Consider the following 19,976-nt stretch of genomic DNA (forward strand, 5'->3'; position numbering starts at 1 on the left):
CCGACGGAGGAAGCATGACCGGCACGGCGTCGCAGCACACAGACGTGGAAAGCGTGGACGGGGGAGTGGGCTTGACCGCCCTCCTGGTCGCCGCGGCGCGGGCGATCGAGACCCACCGCCACGACAGCCTGGCCCAGGACGTCCACGCGGAACACTTCGTGCGCGCGGCCCCCGCCTGCGCGCGGTGGCCGGTACGCATCGAGCAGGTTCCGGCTGGGGACGCCGACCCGCTGTGGGGGCGATTCGCCCGCTACTTCGGTCTGCGGACGAGGACCCTCGACGACTTCCTCCTCCGGTCGGTCGGTACCGGCGCCTGCCAAGTCGTCCTACTGGGTGCCGGGTTGGACACCCGCGCCTTCCGACTGGACCTGCCGTCCGACTGCGTCGTCTTCGAGATCGACAGGGCGGGCGTGCTGGCCTTCAAGCAGCAGGTGCTCACGGACGTGTCAGCCGCCCCGAAGGTGAAACGCGTCCCCGTACCGGTCGATCTGCGCGCGGACTGGGCCAGCACGCTGACCACCTCCGGCTTCGACCCGGCCGTGCCGAGCGTGTGGCTGGCCGAGGGGCTCCTCTTCTACTTGCCGGGCCCCGCCGAGACGTACCTCATCGACACGGTGGACAGGCTGACCACCGCCGGAAGTGCTCTGGCCTTCGAGGCCAAGCTGGAGAAGGACCTCCTGGCCTACCGCGACAGCGCGATCTACACGGCGACGCGAGAACAGATCGGCATCGACCTGCTCCACCTCTTCGCCAAGGGACCACGACCCGACTCGGCGGGAGACCTGACGGCCAAGGGCTGGTCCACCGCGATGCATACGCCCTTCGACTTCACCCGTCGCCACGGACGTGGCCCCCTCCCCGAGCCGAACGACGCGCTGGAGGGGAACCGGTGGGTGTTCGCACACAAACCCCGGCCATGACGCCCGCAGCACTCACGATGGCGCCCGTACGGGGCTTCTAGGGCCTGTCCGATAGATCAGTGGCCGGGGTGTGACGCGGGGCCCCCACATGGCCGCTGCGGAAAGGTTTCGGCGTTCACGAACGGATGAAAGCTCGCTGCTCCCCGTCTTGAGTCGGTGGTGGCATGGACAGCCTGGGGAGGAATCCACCCCTCCGTCTAAGGATGCCCTCATGCGTTTCCGTACTTCCCTCGCCGCCGCCCTGGGCGCGCTCGCGCTCGTCGTCACCCTGCCTACCTCCGCCAACGCCGCGACCGGCCAGTTCGTCTTCACCTACAACCGCGACGGCAAGACCATCGAGGCCAGGCTGAACGATCCCAAGGGCCGCGAGTGCATCGACCTGGCCGAGGTCGCCGACCCGAGCGCGACTCCCGCGCACTCCCCGCGTAACCGCACCAACAGCATCGTCACCGTCTATAGCGACCTCGAATGCGAGGGCGAGTCCTTCTCCCTGAGGGCGTACAGCGGCTTCGGCGGCGAGGGCCTGAAGTTCCGCTCCGTCATCTTCAACCAGTAGCCCCGCCGCCGACGGCCCTTCCGGCTGCTCGAGTCTCAGTGGGTGAGCGACGGCTGGAGGGGCCCGGTGCTGCACCCAGCAGACGCTTCTTAGACATCGGCCCGCCCGGTCAGGGACGAATCCAAAGGCGTACGGAAGCGGCGGTCACGCTGCCGTGGAACACGTACGCTCTCTTGTCGAAGCGGGTGGCCACGGCCCGGTAATTCTTCAACCGGTTGATCAGCCGCTCCACCTCGTTGCGACGCTTGTAGACCGTCGTGTCGAAGCCGGTGGGCCTGCCGCCCGCGCTGCCCCGCCGCTTCCGGTTGGCCTGTTGGTCCTTGCGCTCGGGAATGGTGTGCTTGATCTGCCTGCGCCGCAGATACCGGCGATTCCGGAGCGACGAGTAAGCTTTGTCGCCGCCCAAATGGCCGGGGCGGGTACGAGGACGGCCACCGGCCGGGCGATGCACCCTCACTCGCTCCAGGAGCGGAACCATCTGCGGCGCGTCACCCCATTGCCCAGGAGTGACCAGCGTGGCCAGCGGCCGCAATCCGCCCTCACCGACCACGTGGATCTTCGTCGTCAGCCCGCCCCGGGAACGGCCCAGGCCCTCGTCGGGACGGTGCTGCACCGGACGGGTGCGCTTCCCGGAATTGCGTGGCGCCTCCCTGCGGGCGCCCGCGGCATGCTGGTGAGCCCGGCACACCGTGGAGTCCACGCTCACCATCGACCAGTCGATACCGCCGGTCGCGTCGGCATCAGCCTGGACAGCCCGCAGAACCCTCTCCCACGTGCCATCCGCCGACCAGCGACGATGCCGGTCGTGCATCGTCTTCCACTTCCCGAACCGCGCTGGCAGATCCCGCCACGGAATACCCGTCCTCAGCCGGAACAGAATCCCGTTGACCACCCGACGATGATCCTTCCAACTCCCGCCCCGCCCGACGTTCCACGGCAAGTGCGGCCTCAGCCGCGCCCATTCAGCATCCGTCAGATCGCCTCGCCCCACGCTGAGATGAACGATCAAGACACAAGCCAGTCACACGACCCACCGGACAGGCCCTAAGAGGCGCGAGCAAGCCCTGTCTGGGCTGCGGGGCACGTAGTGGCCCAGCTGCGGTTGTCAAGCGACAAGCGGTGTTCGTGCTGACTGCACGACGTGGGCGTGCAGTCAACACGGTTGCATCCAGGTGGAGGCCCATATTCCTAGCGTGGTCCGGGGCCGTAAATGGCACCGGAGATCCGCTGCGCATATGAAGAATTCCCTGGTGGGAGCCTCCAGGCGCGAGTCTCTCTCGCACTGCAGGAGGTCCGCGATGCGGCCCGGGGTGGGAGCCTAGAGAAGCGAAATTCGATTGCTGGCCTTGTCACCAGGGACGTAGCCTGAGGTCGCTCGTGGAGCTGTCCGCTCCGTTCGTAAATGTCATGAGGTGATGACTTATCTCCCAGGCCTGAGAACCGCTTGTCATGAGGCTTGACCCCCTGCTCTGTGCAGTAGCGCGCGGTCGTCTCTCAGCAGCGGTCTGCCCTTCGGCCTGGGCGTTGCCGTACCCGAATTTTCCTGTCGCGCAGTGAGCGGGATGGGCATGCCTGGCCTGCCCATCTCCCCCCTTTTCTGTCCGCCAGAACAGGAACTGCGTTGTGTCTGCTGACACCAAAGCCTCCTCCTCCTCCTCCCGCTCCGCCTCCACGGGCAACCGTCCCGGCAGTGGTCGCACCGTCATGCTGGTCGTCGTCCTGGTGGCGGAGCTGATGAATGCCCTCGACGGCTCCGTCGTCTATACAGCCCTGCCCTCCATTCAGCACGACACCGGCGCTTCGGGCGCCGCCGTGCAGTGGATCCACGCCGCCTACGCGCTGACCTTCGCCCTCGGACTGATCACCGGCGGCCGACTCGGCGATCTCCACGGCCGCAAGCGGCTCTTCCTCCTGGGTACCGGCGTCTTCACCGCAGCATCGCTGCTCTGTGGTCTGGCCGGTTCGCCCGCTCTGCTGATCGCTGCCCGCGTCATCCAGGGCGGCGCCGCAGCGGTCATGGTTCCTCAGGTCCTGGCCACCTTGCACATCAGCTTCGACGAAGGCTCCCGTGCCAGGGCGTTCAGCCTCTACGGCACCATCATGTCGCTGGGCAGTGTTGCCGGACCGGTCCTGGGCGGGGTGCTCACCAGCGCCGATCTCTTCGGCCTCGGATGGCGCCCGATCTTCCTGATCAATGTCCCCATCGGACTGGCCACCGTGCTCCTCGGCCTGCGGTACCTGCGCGAATCCCGCGACCTCACAGCCCGGCGCCTGGACCTTACGGGCATGATCTTGGCCAGCCTGGGCCTGCTCCTGATCGCCTACCCGCTCACTGTCGGCGGCGCACACCACTGGCCCGTCTGGAGCTTCCTCATGATGGCCTGGGGGCTGCTGACCCTGGCGGTCTTCCTGGTCCAGCAGCGGACCAGAACCGCACGAGGCCGCGATCCACTCGTTGTTCTGGAGCTGTTCAAGCGCAGGGCGTTCACCGCGGGTCTGTCCGCGCAGCTCGTCTTCGGGCTGCTGTCCGGTGTGTTCTTCCTGGCGTGGACCCTGTTCATGCAGGACGGACTCGGGCTTTCTCCCCGGCAGGCGGCGACAGGCTTTGTGGCGGCCTCGGTGGGTGAGATGGCCGGCGCCTGGCTGGCGATGAGTCTGGCCGTCCGGCACGGCAGGCGCGCCCCGCAGGCCGGAGCACTGCTGGCCGCGGCCACCCTGGTGATATACGCGTGGCTGATCACAGACCAGAGCACCGGCCTTTCCCCGGCGTTGACGGTTGTGCCCATGCTGCCGGTCGGCCTCGGCCTCGGCATGATCGGAGCAGCCTTGGCCGACATAACACTGCGCCAGGTCGACCACGACCACGCCGGGTCCGCCTCCGGGCTGTTCAACAGCTCGACCCAGCTCGGCATTGCGCTGGGCACGGCATTGACCGCCGTGGCGTTCTTCGCGCACGCCCCGGCCGGTAGCCACGGCGCCACAGTCACCGCCGCGTTCACCGGCACCCTCTGGTACGTCATCGGCGCCTTGCTGGCGATGTGGGCCCTCATGCTCTGGCTGCCCAAGCGCCACGCCACGCACTAGAACCAGCCCTCCGGGGCCCGTACGGCAACGCCCGGGCCCCGGAGCGGGGCAGCCGCCCGGACGGCAGGGTCTACGACCAGCAGTCCTGACCGCTGCTTTAGCCCGCCCATGAGTCCGTCAACGAGGAACAACCGCCCCCCATGATCCGACTGTTGATCGCCGATGGCCTGCGGCTGACGCGCGAAGCGCTGGCTGTCGTCCTTGCATCCGAACCTGGCATGCAGGTGGTCGCGCAGGTTCCACGAGGCGACGAGATCGTGCCGAACGCCCGGCGCACCCGCCCCACGGTGGCGCTGCTCGACGCCCACCTCCCCGGCCAGGACGGGCTCTCGGCCGCCGCACAGCTCAGAGACGCACTGCCCGCCTGCCGCATCGTCATCCTGACTACGCTGGAACGCGCCAGCGCCCTGCGAACTGCTCTGGAGGTCGGGGTCGAAGGGTTCCTGAGCAAAGGTGTATCGGTCAGCGAACTGGCCGACTCCGTCCGCAAGGTCGCACGCGGTGACCGCGTCCTGGACCCGCGGCTCGTCACTGACGCTCTGCACACCCCTGACAACCCGCTCAGCGAACGCGACACCGACCTGCTGCGCCTGGCCGCGCACGGTCACACGCCTCCCGAGATCGCCGAGATCCTGCATCTCTCACCCGGGACGGTCCGCAACAACCTGGCCGCCATCAACCGCAAAGTCGGGGCACGCAACCGCATCGAGGCGATACGCACCGCCTCCGCCCGCGGCTGGATCTGACCGTACCCCCATCCGTCACCGCGCCCCCCCGAATGAAATCTGCACGAGAAACCATGCATTTCACCTGCATGGCACCCCTACGGCGGCCCCTGAATCTTCTATAACCGCTGGTCAGCGCGGCGACAGCCGGAAAATGCCGGGTCCGGAACCGGTTCGTGGGTCGTCGTGACTTGGAAGAATCTGAGCCCGGTCGGCCCACGAATGAGCCGCTGCCGTCCATGATCTGAACGAGAAGGAGACATCGTGTCCAGTCGGTGTGATGTGTGCAGCAAGCAGCCCAGCTTCGGTAAGCGTGTGGCCCGCTCCGGGTCCCGCGCCCAGAGCCGGCACGTCCGGGGACGGTCAAGCCGCCGTTTCAACCCCAACATTCAGTCGGTCCGGGCCGTCAAGGACGGAACGCCTCTGCGCATGAACGTGTGCACCTCTTGCATCAAGGCGGGCAAGGTGGACCGCCGCGTTTCCGCGTAAAAATGCGGGAGAAACTGGTGCCCAGGCTCTTCAGCCGCATCCGCGCTGCGGCGCCTGGTGCCCGGCGTTCTCCGGCAAGGAGTGAATTCCCTTGTGACGACTGCGGATTGCCGACCGCTCCCGTGGACGGCCCTGACGAGTGGTACACCGTACTCGACGGTGTGTGGGAATGCGCTGGTGCTGCCGAGGACAACGTCCTTTGCGTCGGTTGCCTCGAGGTACGCCTGAAACGCCGCCTTGTGCGCACCGACTTCATCTCGGCACCCCTCAATGACCCGAACTACGGACACCACAGTGAGCGCCTGCTGAGCCGTCTGCGCCCCGCAATCGAGGATTGATATGCCTTGGCGCCGGCCCCTCACCAGGTCGGGTGCGTCAGCCACGCATCCACGGCAAGGCGCGCCTCCGGGTCAGGGGAGTGGTGAGCGAATGACGTACTCGCTGCGGCGACGCTGCGACGCCTCGGCACAAGCGAATTTTATTCCGTTGCATGGAGGCCCGAGGTCGTTTTAGGCTGATGTAGTTCCGTTGTATTTCCGTCGGTGCCCGTTCTGGGGTCCGGCGCTGTGTTCCGAGGTGATGACCTATCCCCCAGGCCGAGTAAGCAGCCGCTCGTTTTTGAGGCGCTCTTCCGGTTGTCCGCGATGGTGGACCGCTGACGCATGCCTCGACGGCGGTGCTCCCTGATGGCCTGGGTTCGTTGCCCCCTGTTTCCCCCTGTCGCGCCAGACGGCGTGCGGGGGCATGCCCAGGCTGCCCCCGCCCCTTTCCCCTTCTGTACGCGAACAGGAATCTCCACCGTGTCAACCGACACCCACACCACCGGCCGCCCCACCGGCGCTGCCCGTGCTGCCACGATCACGCTCGTCGTGATCCTGATCGCCGAGCTGATGAACGCGCTCGACGGTTCCATCGTCCATACCGCACTGCCGTCCATCCAGACGGACACCGGCGCCTCCAGCGCCGCCGTGCAGTGGATCCCCGCCGCCTACACCCTCACCTTCGCCCTCGCCCTGATCACCGGCGGGCGCCTGGGTGACCTCTTCGGGCGCAAGCGGGTCTTCATCGCCGGCACCATGCTGTTCACGCTGGCCTCGCTGCTGTGCGGACTCGCTACCGGCCCGGACTTCCTGGTCGCCGCCCGCGCCCTCCAGGGCGCCGGAGCGGCGGTCATGGTGCCACAGGTCATGGCCACCATCGCGGTCACCTTCCAGGGCGAATCCCAGGCCAAGGCGTTCGGCATGTACGGCATGATCATGTCGCTCGGCGGCGTCCTCGGGCCGGTCCTGGGCGCTGTCCTGACCGCCGCCGACATCGCCGGTCTGGGGTGGCGGACGATCTTCCTGATCAACCTGCCGATCGGCGCGGCCACCGTGCTCTTCGCTCTGAAGTTCATCCCGGAGTCTCGTGACCAGCAGGCCAGGCGCCTGGACCCGCTGGGCATGCTGCTCTCCTCAATGGGTCTCCTGCTGATCGCCTACCCGCTCACCGTGGGCGGCGAGAAGCACTGGCCTCTCTGGAGCTTCTTCATGCTCGCCGCAGGTGTGGTCGTGCTGGCCGTGTTCGTGGCCCAGCAGCGCGCCAAGACCGCAAAGGACGGGTCCGCGCTGGTGGCGCTGTCTCTCTTCAAGAGCAAGGCGTTCGCCGGCGGGCTCGCCGCGCAGCTGGTCTTCGGTCTGGTCTCCGGTCTCTTCTTGCTGACGTGGGTGCTGTTCATGCAGTCCGGCCTCGGACTTACGCCCGGGCAGTTCGCTCCGGCATCCGTCGCCATCTCCATCGGCGGCATGGCCGGCGCCATGCTGGCCTCCAAGTGGGCGGGACGCCACATGCGGCGCGTGCCGCAGACTGGAGCCGCACTGATCGCTCTCACGCTGGCGGGCTACCAGCTGATGGTCTCCGCCCAGCAAACTGAGACGCCGTTCGTGGCCGCCGTCGCCCCGATGATCCTCGTCGGTGCCGGTTTCGGCATGGTCGGCGCGGGTCTCGCCGGGCTCACCCTCAGCCAGGTCGGCCACGAGGACGCAGGCTCTGCTGCGGGACTGTTCAACACCGCCATGCAGATCGGTACCGCACTCGGTATCGCGACGGCCTCCGTGGTGTTCTTCAATCACGCCCCCGCAGGTAGCCACGGCACCACGGTGACCGAAGCGTTCGCGGGCAGTATCTGGTACATCGTCGCCGCTCTTGCGGTGATGTGGGCGCTGATGTTCCGGCTGCCCAAGCCGGGCAAGGCCGCCTGACCCACCGCCGGGGTCCGCCCTCACCGGGCGGACCCCGGCTAGATGTGCAACCTCTCTACCGGAAGAGTGCCCAAAGCCGATAACTGGCCACTACTGAACGTTACCGCTGACCTTGATCACGCGGAAATGCTCGAACGGTGCTCGTGATCACGCGGAAGTGCTTGCGAAACCGCGGAACTGTAGGTTCCGCGAGTTGGTGAGCACTGTCTCCTGCGTAAACACCGGATTCCGCGGGTGATGAGCAGCGTGCGTTGTCGGTGACCATGAGCAGAACCGCCTGTTGGATCCTGAGGGGTCGTCACTGTTGGTAGGCGATCTTGGGTTCGCAGGCCGCGAGAGGGATGCGGTGGCCATGTTCTCCACGTGAGGCTCGGGGATGGGCTGAGGCTTCAATGGTCGTGACGATCACCGGTTAGGCAAACCGGTGATCGTCGGCTATGTTGCGGCGCCGCAGGCGCCCTTGGCAGTCGAAGGGCTCCTTTGCGGACTCGACGCACTGCGGCGATGTCGCAGCATTGGGGCTTGCGGTTGCCCGGCATCTGCTGTCCGGATGGTGAGATCAGCCAGCTTCTGTCACTGTGTGCGCTCACGCGGTTACCTGGTGGAATGGTGGGGTGAGGCGGGACGCCGTGTCCGGCTGGAGCATGAGGGAATGCCTGTGGCAGAACTCAGCCTGACCACCAGCGAGCGCAGTTGTCGGGGCAGTGTTCAGAGCGCGCGGCGGACCGGCGGATGCGGTCGGGGCGGGTGCAGAACCTGTTCGGAAGGGGACAGGCGCGCCGCTGCGGAGAGCCGGTCTTCCGACCCGCGGTCGCGCAGCCGGTCTGGCATCGGTGACACCGTTGAACTGCACTGCTTCTGTACGCCTCGGGGCTCGCAGAGACCGATCTCCCGATGGCCAACTTCACCTGCGCACAGCGCTCCCAGATCGGGAGCGTTTCTCAGCTTTCATCAAGGATGTGGTCGTTCGTGTCGGGATCGCCTTTTACCGCTGAGCAGCGCCTGGAGCGCCTGAATGCTTCGTTGTCCGGGACGCCCCGGGTCCGGGGTGAGGAGAGCCGGGGAGAGCGCCGGCTGCGGATGAACCGCTCGTCGAACCTGCTGGTCGGGGTGCTGCTCCACGCCGCCGCCCGCCAGGACGAGGGCCTGGCCCTGACGGACCTGGAGCAGCGTCTGCTCAAGACCGCCACCACGCTCCTGCCGGAAAAGGAACTGCCGGCCTTCGGCCAGGCGTACCGCGACGCCTGCGCCCGTGGCCCGGTCGCGGTGCTCCCCGAGGCGATCACGAGCCGGCCGATGGAGAGCGGGTTCAGCAAGGCAGACCTGAAGGCCGCGCTGCCTGCCCTGGCCGAGGAGATCTGCGCCCAGCCCAACGTCCAGATCATCGATGTCAGCAAGCGCGACATGGCAGACAGCGACGAGTTCGCGGCAGCGCTGGGCGAGTACGGGCGGGGCGTCACCATCCTGACCGGCCCGCGCCCGGCCGCCGACACCCAGGGCGTGCTGAACGAAGTGCGGGTGCGGATGGAGAAGTTCGACTGCCTGAAGGAATCGGGAGAAATCTCCGGGAGCGACGAAATCTACTGAGCGGTGAGCGCGGGCAGCGACCAACACATCAAGAAGTCGTTCAAGACCCGCAAGTACGGAGACATCGACGTCAACGACTACCCCACGGTGTTCGACTACGACTTCAACGCCCGCGAGACGTACGCGTACAGCGGCCCCGTCGACCAGCACCTGTCGGTCGAGTTCCAGTGCTGGGAACAGGACGACAGCCCTGGCGGCTTCTACGACGACCTGCGAGGAGCTCTCGCGGGCTTCGCCGAGTATGCCGTGGACGCGTCCGCCGACATGACCGCGGCCGGTGGCGACGGGGCGGAGAAGGCCGCCGGCTGGGCTGCCCTGCTCGGCATCGCAGCCGGCCTGCTCAACGCCATCCTGGGATGGGTCACCAACGACGACGACCTGGTGTGTGAGAGGACCATCGGCTTCGACCGCGCCGCCTTGTACGCGATGCGGGACCGGCCCTACAACAAGAACTTCTGGCACTTCAACGGTGGCGGAGTCGGCTACCACTACCTCTATCTGACCACCAACGACTTCTGAGCCACAGGACCACGCCCGGCGGCACAGGACTCAGCCTCTGTGCCGCCGCCGCGCACTGCGGCTCCCTGATGCCGTCGGCATTGCCCGGAGGTCCGCGTTATCAGAGCCTGATTTCAATCCTCAGTTGATCTCGTGCGGGCGCCTCACTGGTCGTCGTAGTGAACGGCAGGCTTGTGTACGCGCTGGGGTCACGGTGGTGTGGCAGGGGGCTTTGCGGAGAGCTTGCGGGTGCCTCACGCGCCTTGGTGGTGCGCCTTCCGCTGGGGGGCCGGCAGTCGGATTCTGCCGGTGACGGGCGGGCCGGGGTTCTTCTCTACGGCCAAGAGAGGCCGTGCTCCGGCCTGTTGTGGGGTGGGCGCGATGTCCGCAGGCATGAAGGTCGGGAGCGTGACGCGCAAGCGCTACGAGGAGCTCGTCGCCGAGGACCGGCAGCTCGTCCTGGACGAGACGAAGATCCAGTTCAAAATCGGGGACGACGCCTTGGAGATAGAGCCGCTGCGTCCGCACGGCGGCTCGCAGCCCGCAACAGACGAGGAACCGTTGGGAGTGCGGGCGACGCTGGAAATGTTCGCCGAGGACATCGGCGTCTCCTACAACCAGGTGCGGATCGTCCGGCAGACGGCCAGTAAGTGGCCGCCCGAACGCCGGGCGGAGGGGGTCCCGTTCGAGATCCACCGCATCCTGGAGAAGCTTCAGGACCGCTTCGAGCGGATCGTCAACCCGCCCAGGCATCCGCGGACCGGGAAGTTGCAGTGGACGGGGGACGCGGCGAAGCGGCAGGTGGGATGGCAGGTGGACACCCCGCAGTCCGTCCAGGAGAAGGTCGAGGCCATCCATGATCTGGCGACGGATGAGCAGGTGGCCGCGCGGGTGGCGACCGACTTCCTGCGCCGTCCCGGCGTCGCCTTCCGGGCTGCCGGCGATGGCACGGCCGTGCACCTGTTCAACAAGGCCCAGACCCAGCGCTGGAAGCAGGCCGAGGAGGCCCGCGAGGAGCTGGTTCCCGGGCAGGAGGAGAATCCGGTGGCTCCGGTGGTGCGGTCGATCGACCGCACAATGGAGTTCCTGGATCTGGTGGGCGCCTGCCACAAGTTCGTGGCCTCCACCAACCGCCTGGTGCCTTTGATGCGGGATCGGGAACTGTCCCTGGACGCCCAGGAAGTGATCGGGCACAACCTGTCCCGGGTGCGGGCCGCGTGTGACTGGGTCGAGCACGCGGTCTCCACCGGCGAGACCGATATGGACGAGGAGCTGGCCCGTCTGCTGCGGGGCGAGTGAGGGGCCATGGCACGTTCACGCCGCAAGGGCGATGCCGCCCGGCGGCATGCCGAGTGCATCCGCCGCATCCTGATGGAAGCACGCCCGGCCGGACTGGACTTCGGCCAGCTGATGGCGGCCTGTGAACTCACCCGCGCCCAGGCCCGCGACGGGCTGGCGATGCTGCGGGACACCATCACCAGGAACGGTTGGCTGCCCTTGGTCTACAGCCGCCTGGACGGCTACATGTTCACTCTCGATCCCGACGAGCTGGAACGGTTCGAGGTGAGCCGCATCCGCGAGCTGCTGACCGAAGCCCGCCGTCTGGCCGACGCCACGATCGCCCCGCACGCCGCACACGCTCCGCAGGACAAGCGGGTGCAGTACATCGTCACCCAGATCAGGGCGGTCGAGGCCACCCTCGACCTGATCGCCTGAAAGGGGGCGCGCGGATGCGGCGGCGGCGCTACCCCTCGGACACCACCGATGAAGAATGGTCGGTCATCGAGCCCCTGCTCCCGCCTGCCGCCTGCACCACGCCACGAGGCGGGCGGCCGGAGAGGCACCCTCGCCGGGAGATCATCGATGCCCTGCGCTATGTGGTGTCTGAAGGCTGTCGCTGGCGGTCGCTGCCCGCGGACTTCCCGCCACCTGCCACCGTCTACGGATTCTTTCGCAGGTGGACGAAGTCCGGGGCCCTGGAGAAGATCCGCGATCACCTGCGCCGCGAAGTCCGGTGCGCCATGGGCGCCTCACCGCACGGGGTAGCGACCGTGATTGACAGCCAGTCGGTCAAAGCCGCCGAGATGGTCGGCAAGGATTCCCGCGGATTCGATCCCGGCAAGCGCATAAACGGCCGCAAAAGACACGTCGTTGTGGACCTTCACGGGCTTCCGCTGCTGGTCACGGTCACGCCCGCCAGCACGCACGACGCGAACGCCGCCCGTCTCGTCCTGGCCCGTCTGCGCGCGGAACACCCGGAGATCGCGGTCGTCTGGGCCGACCGCGCTTACGCCGGCACCCTCGTCTCCTGGGCCAAGACGACACTAGGCCTGACCATCAAAACCGTCAGCCGCCCCAAAGGCGCGGCCGGCTTCGTCCTGCTGCCCCGCAGATGGATCGTGGAACGCAGCCTCGCATGGATCTTGCACGCAAGACGGCTGGTCAGGGACTACGAGAGGCTGCCCGCCCACGCGGAAGCGATGGTCAATCTGGCACTGATCACCTTGATGAGCCGCCGTCTGACCCGGCCCGCACTGCACCCCACCGCGGCCGCCCTCCGCCCGGGAGCGGCTCTCCAGGCAGCTTGACCAGGACCGCGCTACCGATCACATCGGCCGCCCGTCTACTCTCACCCCAGGCCCCCAGCCCCCGGGCCGTGACCGTCTTCGTGAGGCCAGCTGGAGCCGCGTCGCCGACAACGCGGCCCCAGCCCCTGCCCTCCAGGCGGCGGCGGGGCAACTCCCGCGGCCCTGCCACCCGGAGGGCACCTCGCGCGAGGCCCGACCGAGGGGAGCCTTCGGTGCCTCGCGCACCCGGCCGCCGCCGCATTCCGGCGGCGGCCGGACCCAAGAAGCGTCCCACCGCCGCCGCCCGCTGTCCGCGCGATGCCATATCTAGCTCGTGCATTCACCCGTTGCACCCCGGCCGGACATCGAACTCCGCAGTCGAACCCGCCGATTCGCGGGCTGCTGCCGCATCGGCGACGCGGTCAGCCGCCCATAGCCGAGCACACAAATCAAGGCGGCCAAGCGGACGTGGTCCAGGCCCACCCCGTGTCCCGCCCACTTCGCGTGGGTGCCGGCGCATTCCCGCGACGCCGACACCCACGGTCGGACTGCACCGGCTACGGAGGGGAGCTCGACACGGCCGGAACGTCCTACCCACCACCCTCCTCCCCCAAGAGGGGGCGGAACGGGCCGGGACAGCGCATTTCCTCTACGCCAGAGAGCACACGTCGGTCCTCACCCTTTGGCATGTCGGCTTCATCAGCGGCTTCTCACACATTGCACCCGGTGTCTGTGCGGGCCAACCACCGGGTTCCGGGGTCTGGCGGCAGGGGCCGCGTCACGAGGGAGCACTGAGCGGCAAAGCGGCACGGATGGATCCCACACATGCTGGGTGGTCTGCTGAACCCGGCCCGTACTCGTGTCCCCACCGCCATGCCCACTCAGTGGCGAACGGAGCACTGCTTCTGGCACGCCGGGCTGCTCCGCTGCTCCCGTCACCCGCAGGGAGCCCGTCGGCGAAGGGCCGCAGTCGGCCCATCCCAGTGGGGAAGACCGGAAAGGCATCAACAATGTCCGCTACGGTAGGTAGTCGTTGACAACGGGTCTGCGGATTTGTCAATCCATTGTCAATGGAGCGCCTTCATTGTCAGCGAAGTGGCGGATCCTACAACCGCTGTAGGGTCCGCGGCCTCGTGAGCACGGACTCCTGCAGGAACGGCGGATTCCGCGAGTGATGAGCGCTGCTTGTGGGTGCTCATTACGAGCAGAACGTCTCCGTTGGGATGCCATTGGCGGTCGCTGTGAGTAGCGCCTGCCGTCTCCGACCTTCCGCCTACCGGGTATGAGTCGGGAAGAGACCGTCACGCGTCTCCGGTCGAGCTGCCCATTCACCGCTACAGAATCGTGGCGTCCCAGATACGCAGAGTGCCGTCGGCGCCACCTGTGGCGAGCCAATGGCCGTCGAGGCTGAAGTCAAGGAAGAGTACTGAGTTGTTGTGCCCGATGAGCTTCTCGCCTTGGCGAGGGTAAGGAGCGTCGTCGAGGTGCCAGAGCTGTATGTCGCCACCGTACGATTCAGCAACAGCGAGAAGGGGGCGCTTCGGGTGAAAGGCTCCGGTGCGCAGCGCCGCCCCCAGGGTATGCGGCGTGGAGGTCCAGCCTGTCCCGCGTCGCCGCCACAGTTCGGCTCCCTCGGGCCCGAAGACGGCGAGAGAATCATCGAAACGGCTGATGAGTAGGGTCGCCCCGTTCTCGGAATCGAACACCGCCTCAGGACTCAGGCGCATGGATGGGAGGTCACGTTTCAGGTCGTTGAATCCTGGAGCAGTAGATCGCCACGTTCCGCCTCCATCGCCCATGAAAGCGAGACTGCCGTCGCGAAGGAACGCCATTCCCTCAAGATTGGCGTCCTCAAGGTTGTCGCCCTCCCCGCCCTTGAGAAAGTCGTCGAAGAACTCCCACCGGACGAACAAAGATGGATCATCTTCCCGGATCGCTTTCCACACGCCGATGTGTGACGAGTCGCTCCAGGCCATGTGGTCACCGTGTACGGCCAAAAGTGAATCGGAGGTCGATGTGTCAGATGGAAAGCCGACTTGCTCCATCCCGCCGCTGGCCAGGTTCCAGATGCTCACCCCTCCCCCAGACTCACGAGTTGCCATGAGGAGGTCACCGTCCGCGGAAAAAGCGAGCACCGGCATCGGCTCATCAGGCTCGGTATACTGGGGGTAGCCTGCGGCCAGTGAGACTGAAGGCGACGCGGCGTATCCGACCCACCGCCACACAGACCCGTCATCCAGTGCGAAGGCGACCTCGCGTCCTGCCCCAGGTCGCATCGCCACTCCTACGACTCTGCGCCGCCCGGGAACTGCCAGTCTGGCCACACTCCCGTCCCTGCGCCCGCTGAGCAACCGGAACATCCCTGCAACTGCTAGACCTGTGCCCGCTACTAGCACCAGTCTGCGTCTCACTGGCGACCGCTGCGCTGTGTTCCGTGCCTGAACGGTATCTCCGTACGTCGGCTGCACAGCTAGCGTTTCTTGGAGCCGGATGTGCCGAAACTGGTATACGCCACCCGCCTGTCGCAGCAGTTCCCGGCGGCGTGCATCGGCGAGGAACGTCATGAGGCGCCATGGGAGCTTGCCGCGTACCGCAAGATAGAACCTGGCTACGACGAAGCGGGGCCACGCCCGCCCCATGAGAACGAGCAGGCTGAAGAACACTCCCGGCAATAGCAAGGCAACACCTAGGAGCGAGCCTGAGTTGCCGAAAGCTCCGGTTAGCGTGCTCCACCGGTCGGCTGCGAGAAGCCTGACATCAGAGCGGCCCGGCCAGCCTGTCCAACCGGTTAGCAGGCCCAGTAGAAGCTCGCCGGCCACCGTGCCCACCCACCAGGCGGGCAGCCCCAACAAGGCTGCCACAAGGCCAGCCGTCGTAGCGCTGACGATCGACGAACGGCGGTCCTGGCGAAGTGAGCTGGCGGGACTGACCTGTGTTGCCCGCGATGGGGGCGCGTCCAGCCAGTTGTGTGCGGCCAGAGCGCAACCGACTACCACGGCAAGAGCCACGGACACAGTGAGGGCCTCGACGTACAGTGCGGTCGCCACGGGAGTTTTCTGATCGCCTGGCTTGTCGATGACGCGGATGGCAGTCCACCCGAACATGAGAGGCACCACGGAAACCAGCGCGAGCACCAGTCCCATCCGGAATCCGCGCGCGAGGCGTTTCGGCGATCCACGCACCGACCAGGTGAGCCGACCAGGCGGTCTGGCTTCGGAGACGTACCAGACAAGAGAATTCAGGAGCGCGAAGACGCCGCCGACGATGAGGGAGACCACGACGGCCAAGCCCCGGTCCTCGAGCGCGATGCTGTCCGTCATCGGCATCCACAACACGGCAGCCAAAACCAGCAGGCTCCCGCCTGCCAGACCGGTTACCGGTCCTGCCCAGGCCGACAGCAACCGCCCGCTCATCAGCCACCAGGCCAGATCCCGCTCCCGCCGATCGTGCAGATAGCCTGCAAGGAACGTCAGCCAGCGTCGCGCCTGCGCGGGGCTCCAGGGGATTGAAGTCGCCATCTCGTCGGGCTGGTTCGGATCCGGCGCGTAGGCCGCGTCGATCAGCCTGTGGAAAACGTGGTCCTCCACCGCATGCATCGAGTCGAAGTGTTCGGCATCCAACAGTTCCCGCGGACTTCCGCAGCCTCGCTCGTACACCAATCGCGCCGACGTCACCATCAACGGCGTCGACAATGCGGCGGCCACCGCGCCCTGCCGCCGTGCCCGCAGGTGGGTGAAGACCGGCGCCCAGTCGACGTGGGCAGGCCAGTGCACCTCTGCAAGATAGGCGATGACGTCTTCGGCCAGTACGGGGGAGATTTCGACCACCGCTGCCTGCCGCAGCATTGGCGCGCCACCACGGATCAAGTCCTCGTACTCGGTGGCGCGACACGTCACAACGACAGGTCGCTCGCCGCCTATCGCGTGGTTGATCCCGCGGATCGCGCTGCGTCGGGCAGATTCCGGGATCTCGTCGAGGCCGTCGAGAATGGGAAGGAGCAGGCCGTGGGCGAGGAGGGTGCGCGGGATTTCTGGACGGTCGTTGTAATAGGGCTGGGCGAGTGTCCGCACGATCCAGTCGTCCAAGCGCTCGCGGACCGGGTCCCAGGAGGAAACCGGGAGAAGCACCGGAACACAGCCGCCCGGCTCGCGGATACTGAGCAGGCCCAGCGTGAGCAGCATCGCCAGTACCGTCTTGCCGGAACCGGGCTCACCGATGATGACCAGGCGGCCGTTCGGGATCCGGGCCCAGCCCTCGGCGAGCCGGCGGGTCGCCTCGTCGAAGCGTCCATCGAGCCGGCCGTCCAGTCGTATCCGCACGACTGGGGAATTGGGAGAGCGCAGATCATCGACGATGTTCCTGGTTGTAGATTTCCAAGTTAGCGGTAGTACCCGCGGGTCGCGCAACTGGCGTGCTGTGGCTTCCTCCGACCACTGGTCACGCAGGCGCAGTCCGAGGTCGTCGGCAAGGGTGGCAGGATCGTGGCGGACCGGTTCGCGGCGAAGAAACTCAGTGAGAGACAGCAGTAATGCGATCATGCCGGTGAACAGTCCAGCGATCGTGGCAAGCGGTCCAGTCACGCCCGGGTCCAACACGATCCACACGGCGAAGCCGATGGCCAAGGCCGCGCCAATGGAAAGTACCGTCTTACGGATCATCCTGCGGCGGGCGGCTTGTAACGCGCCTAGAAGCACAACTGTATGTTTCCCAACGTTTGGGTGCTCAATCTCGAACGCAGTTTCCGGTGCACTTGCTGCGATCCCCATGTATGCGTGATCTCTTAGACGGAATAGTGCAGGCAGTAGGCAACCGAACGTGACCACTGCCCATGATCACGCAGAAATGCTCAACCAGTGCTCATGGTCACGCAGAATTGCTCACAAATCCGCGGAACCTAGACTCGCTCTAGGGACCGTAGCTTCGTGAGCACTGGGTCCTGCGGCGATGGAGGTTTCCGCACGAGATGAGCACCGCGCGACGGTACGGATCATGAGCAGGATTCCTGAGCGGGGGCCATCGGGGGTTGCTCTGCGTAGCGATGGTTCTGTGCCCACCGCCGGTCGGGCGTGAGGATGTCTTCGGGCATGTACGGCGGGCAGGTGGCTTGGGGCATGAGGAGGTCCTTCCACGGACTGAACGGGGGGCGGTGGAAGGGCAATGACCCGGATGTTCCCCGGTTTCGCTAACCGGGGATCCGCTGCTATAGGTGGCAACGAGTGTGTCAGCCAGTCAGTCGGGCATGGCCCGAAGAAGCCCCTTGAGGTCGTTCAGGGTGTGTAGCGTGCCAGGCATCCCAGATCCCGCGCCGGATTCTGCCCCGTTGCGGAACATCGAGGTCTTGACTGCGAGCCTTAGGCTCGGACTTCCGCAACGGTCGGTAGCGGCCGTTGTGTGGTCGTCATGTCTGAGCCTCGCGAAAGCTCGGCTACGCCAGCCGAACCGAAATGATCGCACGACGGGTCAACCGCTGAGCTCGCCGTTTGTTATTGACAACTACTGGATGTCACCACTGTCCAAGATCACGTGGCGGGGTGTCAGCGTCGCGCGTGGCATGGCGCGCGACTCGACGGGGACAGCGGCATCCTGCCTGTCCAAGTGCCCTCTCGGGACTCTGAGATCGCTGAGCGCAAGGAGGGATATCGTAAGCGGGCGCTGTCACGGCTCGTGGCGTAGCGCCCTGAACTGGAGCGCCTGCGCGGTGGGTTGCCGACGGTGCCGTACGCGCCTGCTCAACCCGGAAGAGGCTCCTGCTCCTGAAGCCAATTCAGGAGGGTGCTGAGTAGCGAAAGTAAGGTCAGACGTTGATGTCGAATTCTTGTGCGATACCGACCAGGCCGGAGGTGTACCCGCGACCGACGGCTCGGAACCTCCATTCCGTACCACGTCGATAGAGCTCACCCAAAATTACTGCGGAGACGTTGGAGCTTGCCCCGGGGAACGAGTAGTGGGTTATCTCGTGGTCGCCTGATGGGTTGATGACCCGGACGGACGCTTGGTGAATATCGTCGAAGGTCTGCTGCCGGTTAGCGGCATCGTAGATTGATGCTAAAAAAACGATCTTTGTGACTTCGGCTGGGACGGTGACGAGGTCGACTTTGATCCTTTCTTCGGAGGCCATTCCCACAGTGAAATGTTCGACCGAACCCTCTGGGCTCGTGCGGTTATTGAAGAATACGAAGTGCTGGTCGGATATCACTCTCCCTTTGGCGCCAACCAATATGGCACTGGCGTCAACATCGAAGTCTGGACCCGCTGGCGTCCGCACGTCACAATTCAGCACAACGATTACGGTTGTGAGGTCCGGCGCCTTGGTGGTCAGCGAGACCTTGCCCCCCTTCTCAAGCCGCGTGCTGCCAGCTTGGCAGGATGGTGCGGAGAGTGATGGGTGCTGGATGTTGAGTGCGGTGGCCCGCAGCCGAACGGCGGTGGCAACGGGTTCGGGTAGCCAGCCACCTTCAGCGAGGCTCATAGCTACGGCTTGCCTACCTCCGTGGGTCACAGCTAGCTGTTCCAGCAGCTCTGGTACGGAGAGCCGTCGGGAGGGGTCTTTGGTCAGACACTTTGCCACTACGGCCCGCAGACTGTTTGGTACTCGCTGCAGATCGGGCTCTTCATACACGGCGCGAAAGTTCACAGCATGGGCCAGGCCGGAGCCGAAGGGACCGGCTCCGGTGGCGGTGAACACCAGGACCGAGCCCAATGAGAAGACGTCGCAGGCCGGAGTGACTGGATTGCCGGTGATCTGCTCCGGCGACATGAAGCCTGGCGAGCCCACCACCATGCCACTCCGTGTCAGAGCGCTGGCCTCGTCGGCGACCGAGATGCCGAAGTCGATGACTCGGGGCCCGTCAGCAGCGAGCAGTACATTAGAGGGCTTTAGGTCTCGGTGGACCACTCTGGCGGCATGAACAACCTCCAAGGCTTCGGCCAACCCCGCGCCTAACGCCAGTACTCGCTCCTGTGGCCAGGGACCGTGGGTGGCAACCGCCTCTCCGAGTGAGATACCCGGTACGTACACGGTCGCTAGCCAGGCCGGGGACCCGTGCGGGTCTGCGTCAATCACTCCTGCGGTGAAGGCTCCATTCACCCGGCGGGCCGCCGTGATCTCCCGAGCAAATCGGTGCCGGAAGCCGGTGTCGTCGGCCAGATCGGGGCGTACAACCTTCACGGCTACCGGCCGCCCACCTCGTGAGCGCCCTAGGTAGACCCGCCCCATGCCGCCGGCGCCTAGCCGCGCGACTATTCGGTACGGCCCGACCTGGTCCGGATCCCCTGCCTGCAAGGCTTCGAAAACCGTCATTGTGCCCCCG

The 19,976-nt window shown here is 66.3% G+C and carries 14 protein-coding genes; 11 read left to right on the forward strand and 3 right to left on the reverse strand.

The annotated features are described in order from the left end of the window. The first annotated feature begins 14 nt into the window (after positions 1-14). Complete coding sequence (locus IG54_RS0121165) at positions 15-920, forward strand: SAM-dependent methyltransferase (RefSeq protein ID WP_030786575.1); 906 nt, start codon at positions 15-17, stop codon at positions 918-920. A 211-nt stretch (positions 921-1,131) separates the two neighbouring features. Continuing rightward, a complete protein-coding gene (locus tag IG54_RS0121170) occupies positions 1,132-1,476 on the forward strand; it encodes a peptidase inhibitor family I36 protein (RefSeq protein ID WP_030786578.1) in 345 nt (114 codons plus the stop codon). Positions 1,477-1,585: 109 nt separating this feature from the next. Here IG54_RS0121170 and IG54_RS0121175 read toward each other — a convergent pair whose 3' ends face one another. Further along, positions 1,586-2,467 (reverse strand): IS5 family transposase, encoded by an 882-nt coding sequence (locus tag IG54_RS0121175; RefSeq protein ID WP_030786580.1) that lies wholly within the window; start codon positions 2,465-2,467, stop codon positions 1,586-1,588. 632 nt (positions 2,468-3,099) lie between these two features. Here IG54_RS0121175 and IG54_RS0121180 point away from each other — a divergent pair. From IG54_RS0121180 to IG54_RS0121220, 9 genes are all read left to right on the forward strand, one after another. Further along, positions 3,100-4,560 (forward strand): MFS transporter, encoded by a 1,461-nt coding sequence (locus IG54_RS0121180; RefSeq protein WP_030786582.1) that lies wholly within the window; start codon positions 3,100-3,102, stop codon positions 4,558-4,560. Between the two features lie 140 nt (positions 4,561-4,700). After that, complete coding sequence (locus tag IG54_RS0121185; protein WP_030786584.1) at positions 4,701-5,306, forward strand: response regulator transcription factor; 606 nt, start codon at positions 4,701-4,703, stop codon at positions 5,304-5,306. Positions 5,307-5,549: 243 nt separating this feature from the next. Next, the gene (gene rpmB / locus IG54_RS40380) at positions 5,550-5,774 is read left to right on the forward strand and encodes a 50S ribosomal protein L28 (protein ID WP_078594325.1); all 225 of its coding nucleotides are present in this window, start codon (positions 5,550-5,552) and stop codon (positions 5,772-5,774) included. Between the two features lie 800 nt (positions 5,775-6,574). Further along, positions 6,575-8,014, forward strand: coding sequence for an MFS transporter (locus IG54_RS0121195; protein WP_199809567.1), 1,440 nt, complete (start codon positions 6,575-6,577; stop codon positions 8,012-8,014). A gap of 894 nt (positions 8,015-8,908) precedes the next feature. Beyond that, positions 8,909-9,601, forward strand: a complete 693-nt coding sequence (locus tag IG54_RS0121200) for a hypothetical protein (protein WP_158708897.1) — start codon at positions 8,909-8,911, stop codon at positions 9,599-9,601. Between the two features lie 3 nt (positions 9,602-9,604). Beyond that, positions 9,605-10,120, forward strand: a complete 516-nt coding sequence (locus tag IG54_RS0121205) for a hypothetical protein (RefSeq protein WP_030786594.1) — start codon at positions 9,605-9,607, stop codon at positions 10,118-10,120. Between the two features lie 360 nt (positions 10,121-10,480). After that, positions 10,481-11,398: a DUF6192 family protein gene (locus IG54_RS0121210; RefSeq protein ID WP_030786597.1), complete on the forward strand. Its 918-nt coding sequence runs from the start codon at positions 10,481-10,483 to the stop codon at positions 11,396-11,398. Between the two features lie 6 nt (positions 11,399-11,404). Next, a complete protein-coding gene (locus IG54_RS0121215; protein WP_030786600.1) occupies positions 11,405-11,815 on the forward strand; it encodes a hypothetical protein in 411 nt (136 codons plus the stop codon). 14 nt (positions 11,816-11,829) lie between these two features. Next, positions 11,830-12,687, forward strand: coding sequence for an IS5 family transposase (locus IG54_RS0121220; protein WP_037897513.1), 858 nt, complete (start codon positions 11,830-11,832; stop codon positions 12,685-12,687). Positions 12,688-14,000: 1,313 nt separating this feature from the next. Here IG54_RS0121220 and IG54_RS0121225 read toward each other — a convergent pair. Continuing rightward, positions 14,001-17,432 carry an NACHT and WD40 repeat domain-containing protein gene (locus IG54_RS0121225; RefSeq protein ID WP_078594348.1) on the reverse strand — a complete coding sequence of 1,144 codons (3,432 nt, stop codon included), beginning with the start codon at positions 17,430-17,432 and terminating at the stop codon, positions 14,001-14,003. 1,028 nt (positions 17,433-18,460) lie between these two features. After that, positions 18,461-19,966: a TerD family protein gene (locus IG54_RS42975; protein WP_078594330.1), complete on the reverse strand. Its 1,506-nt coding sequence runs from the start codon at positions 19,964-19,966 to the stop codon at positions 18,461-18,463. Positions 19,967-19,976: the final 10 nt, after the last annotated feature.

It is taken from the genome of Streptomyces sp. NRRL S-920 (assembly GCF_000717945.1).
Classification (GTDB): Bacteria; Actinomycetota; Actinomycetes; order Streptomycetales; family Streptomycetaceae; genus Streptomyces; species Streptomyces alboniger.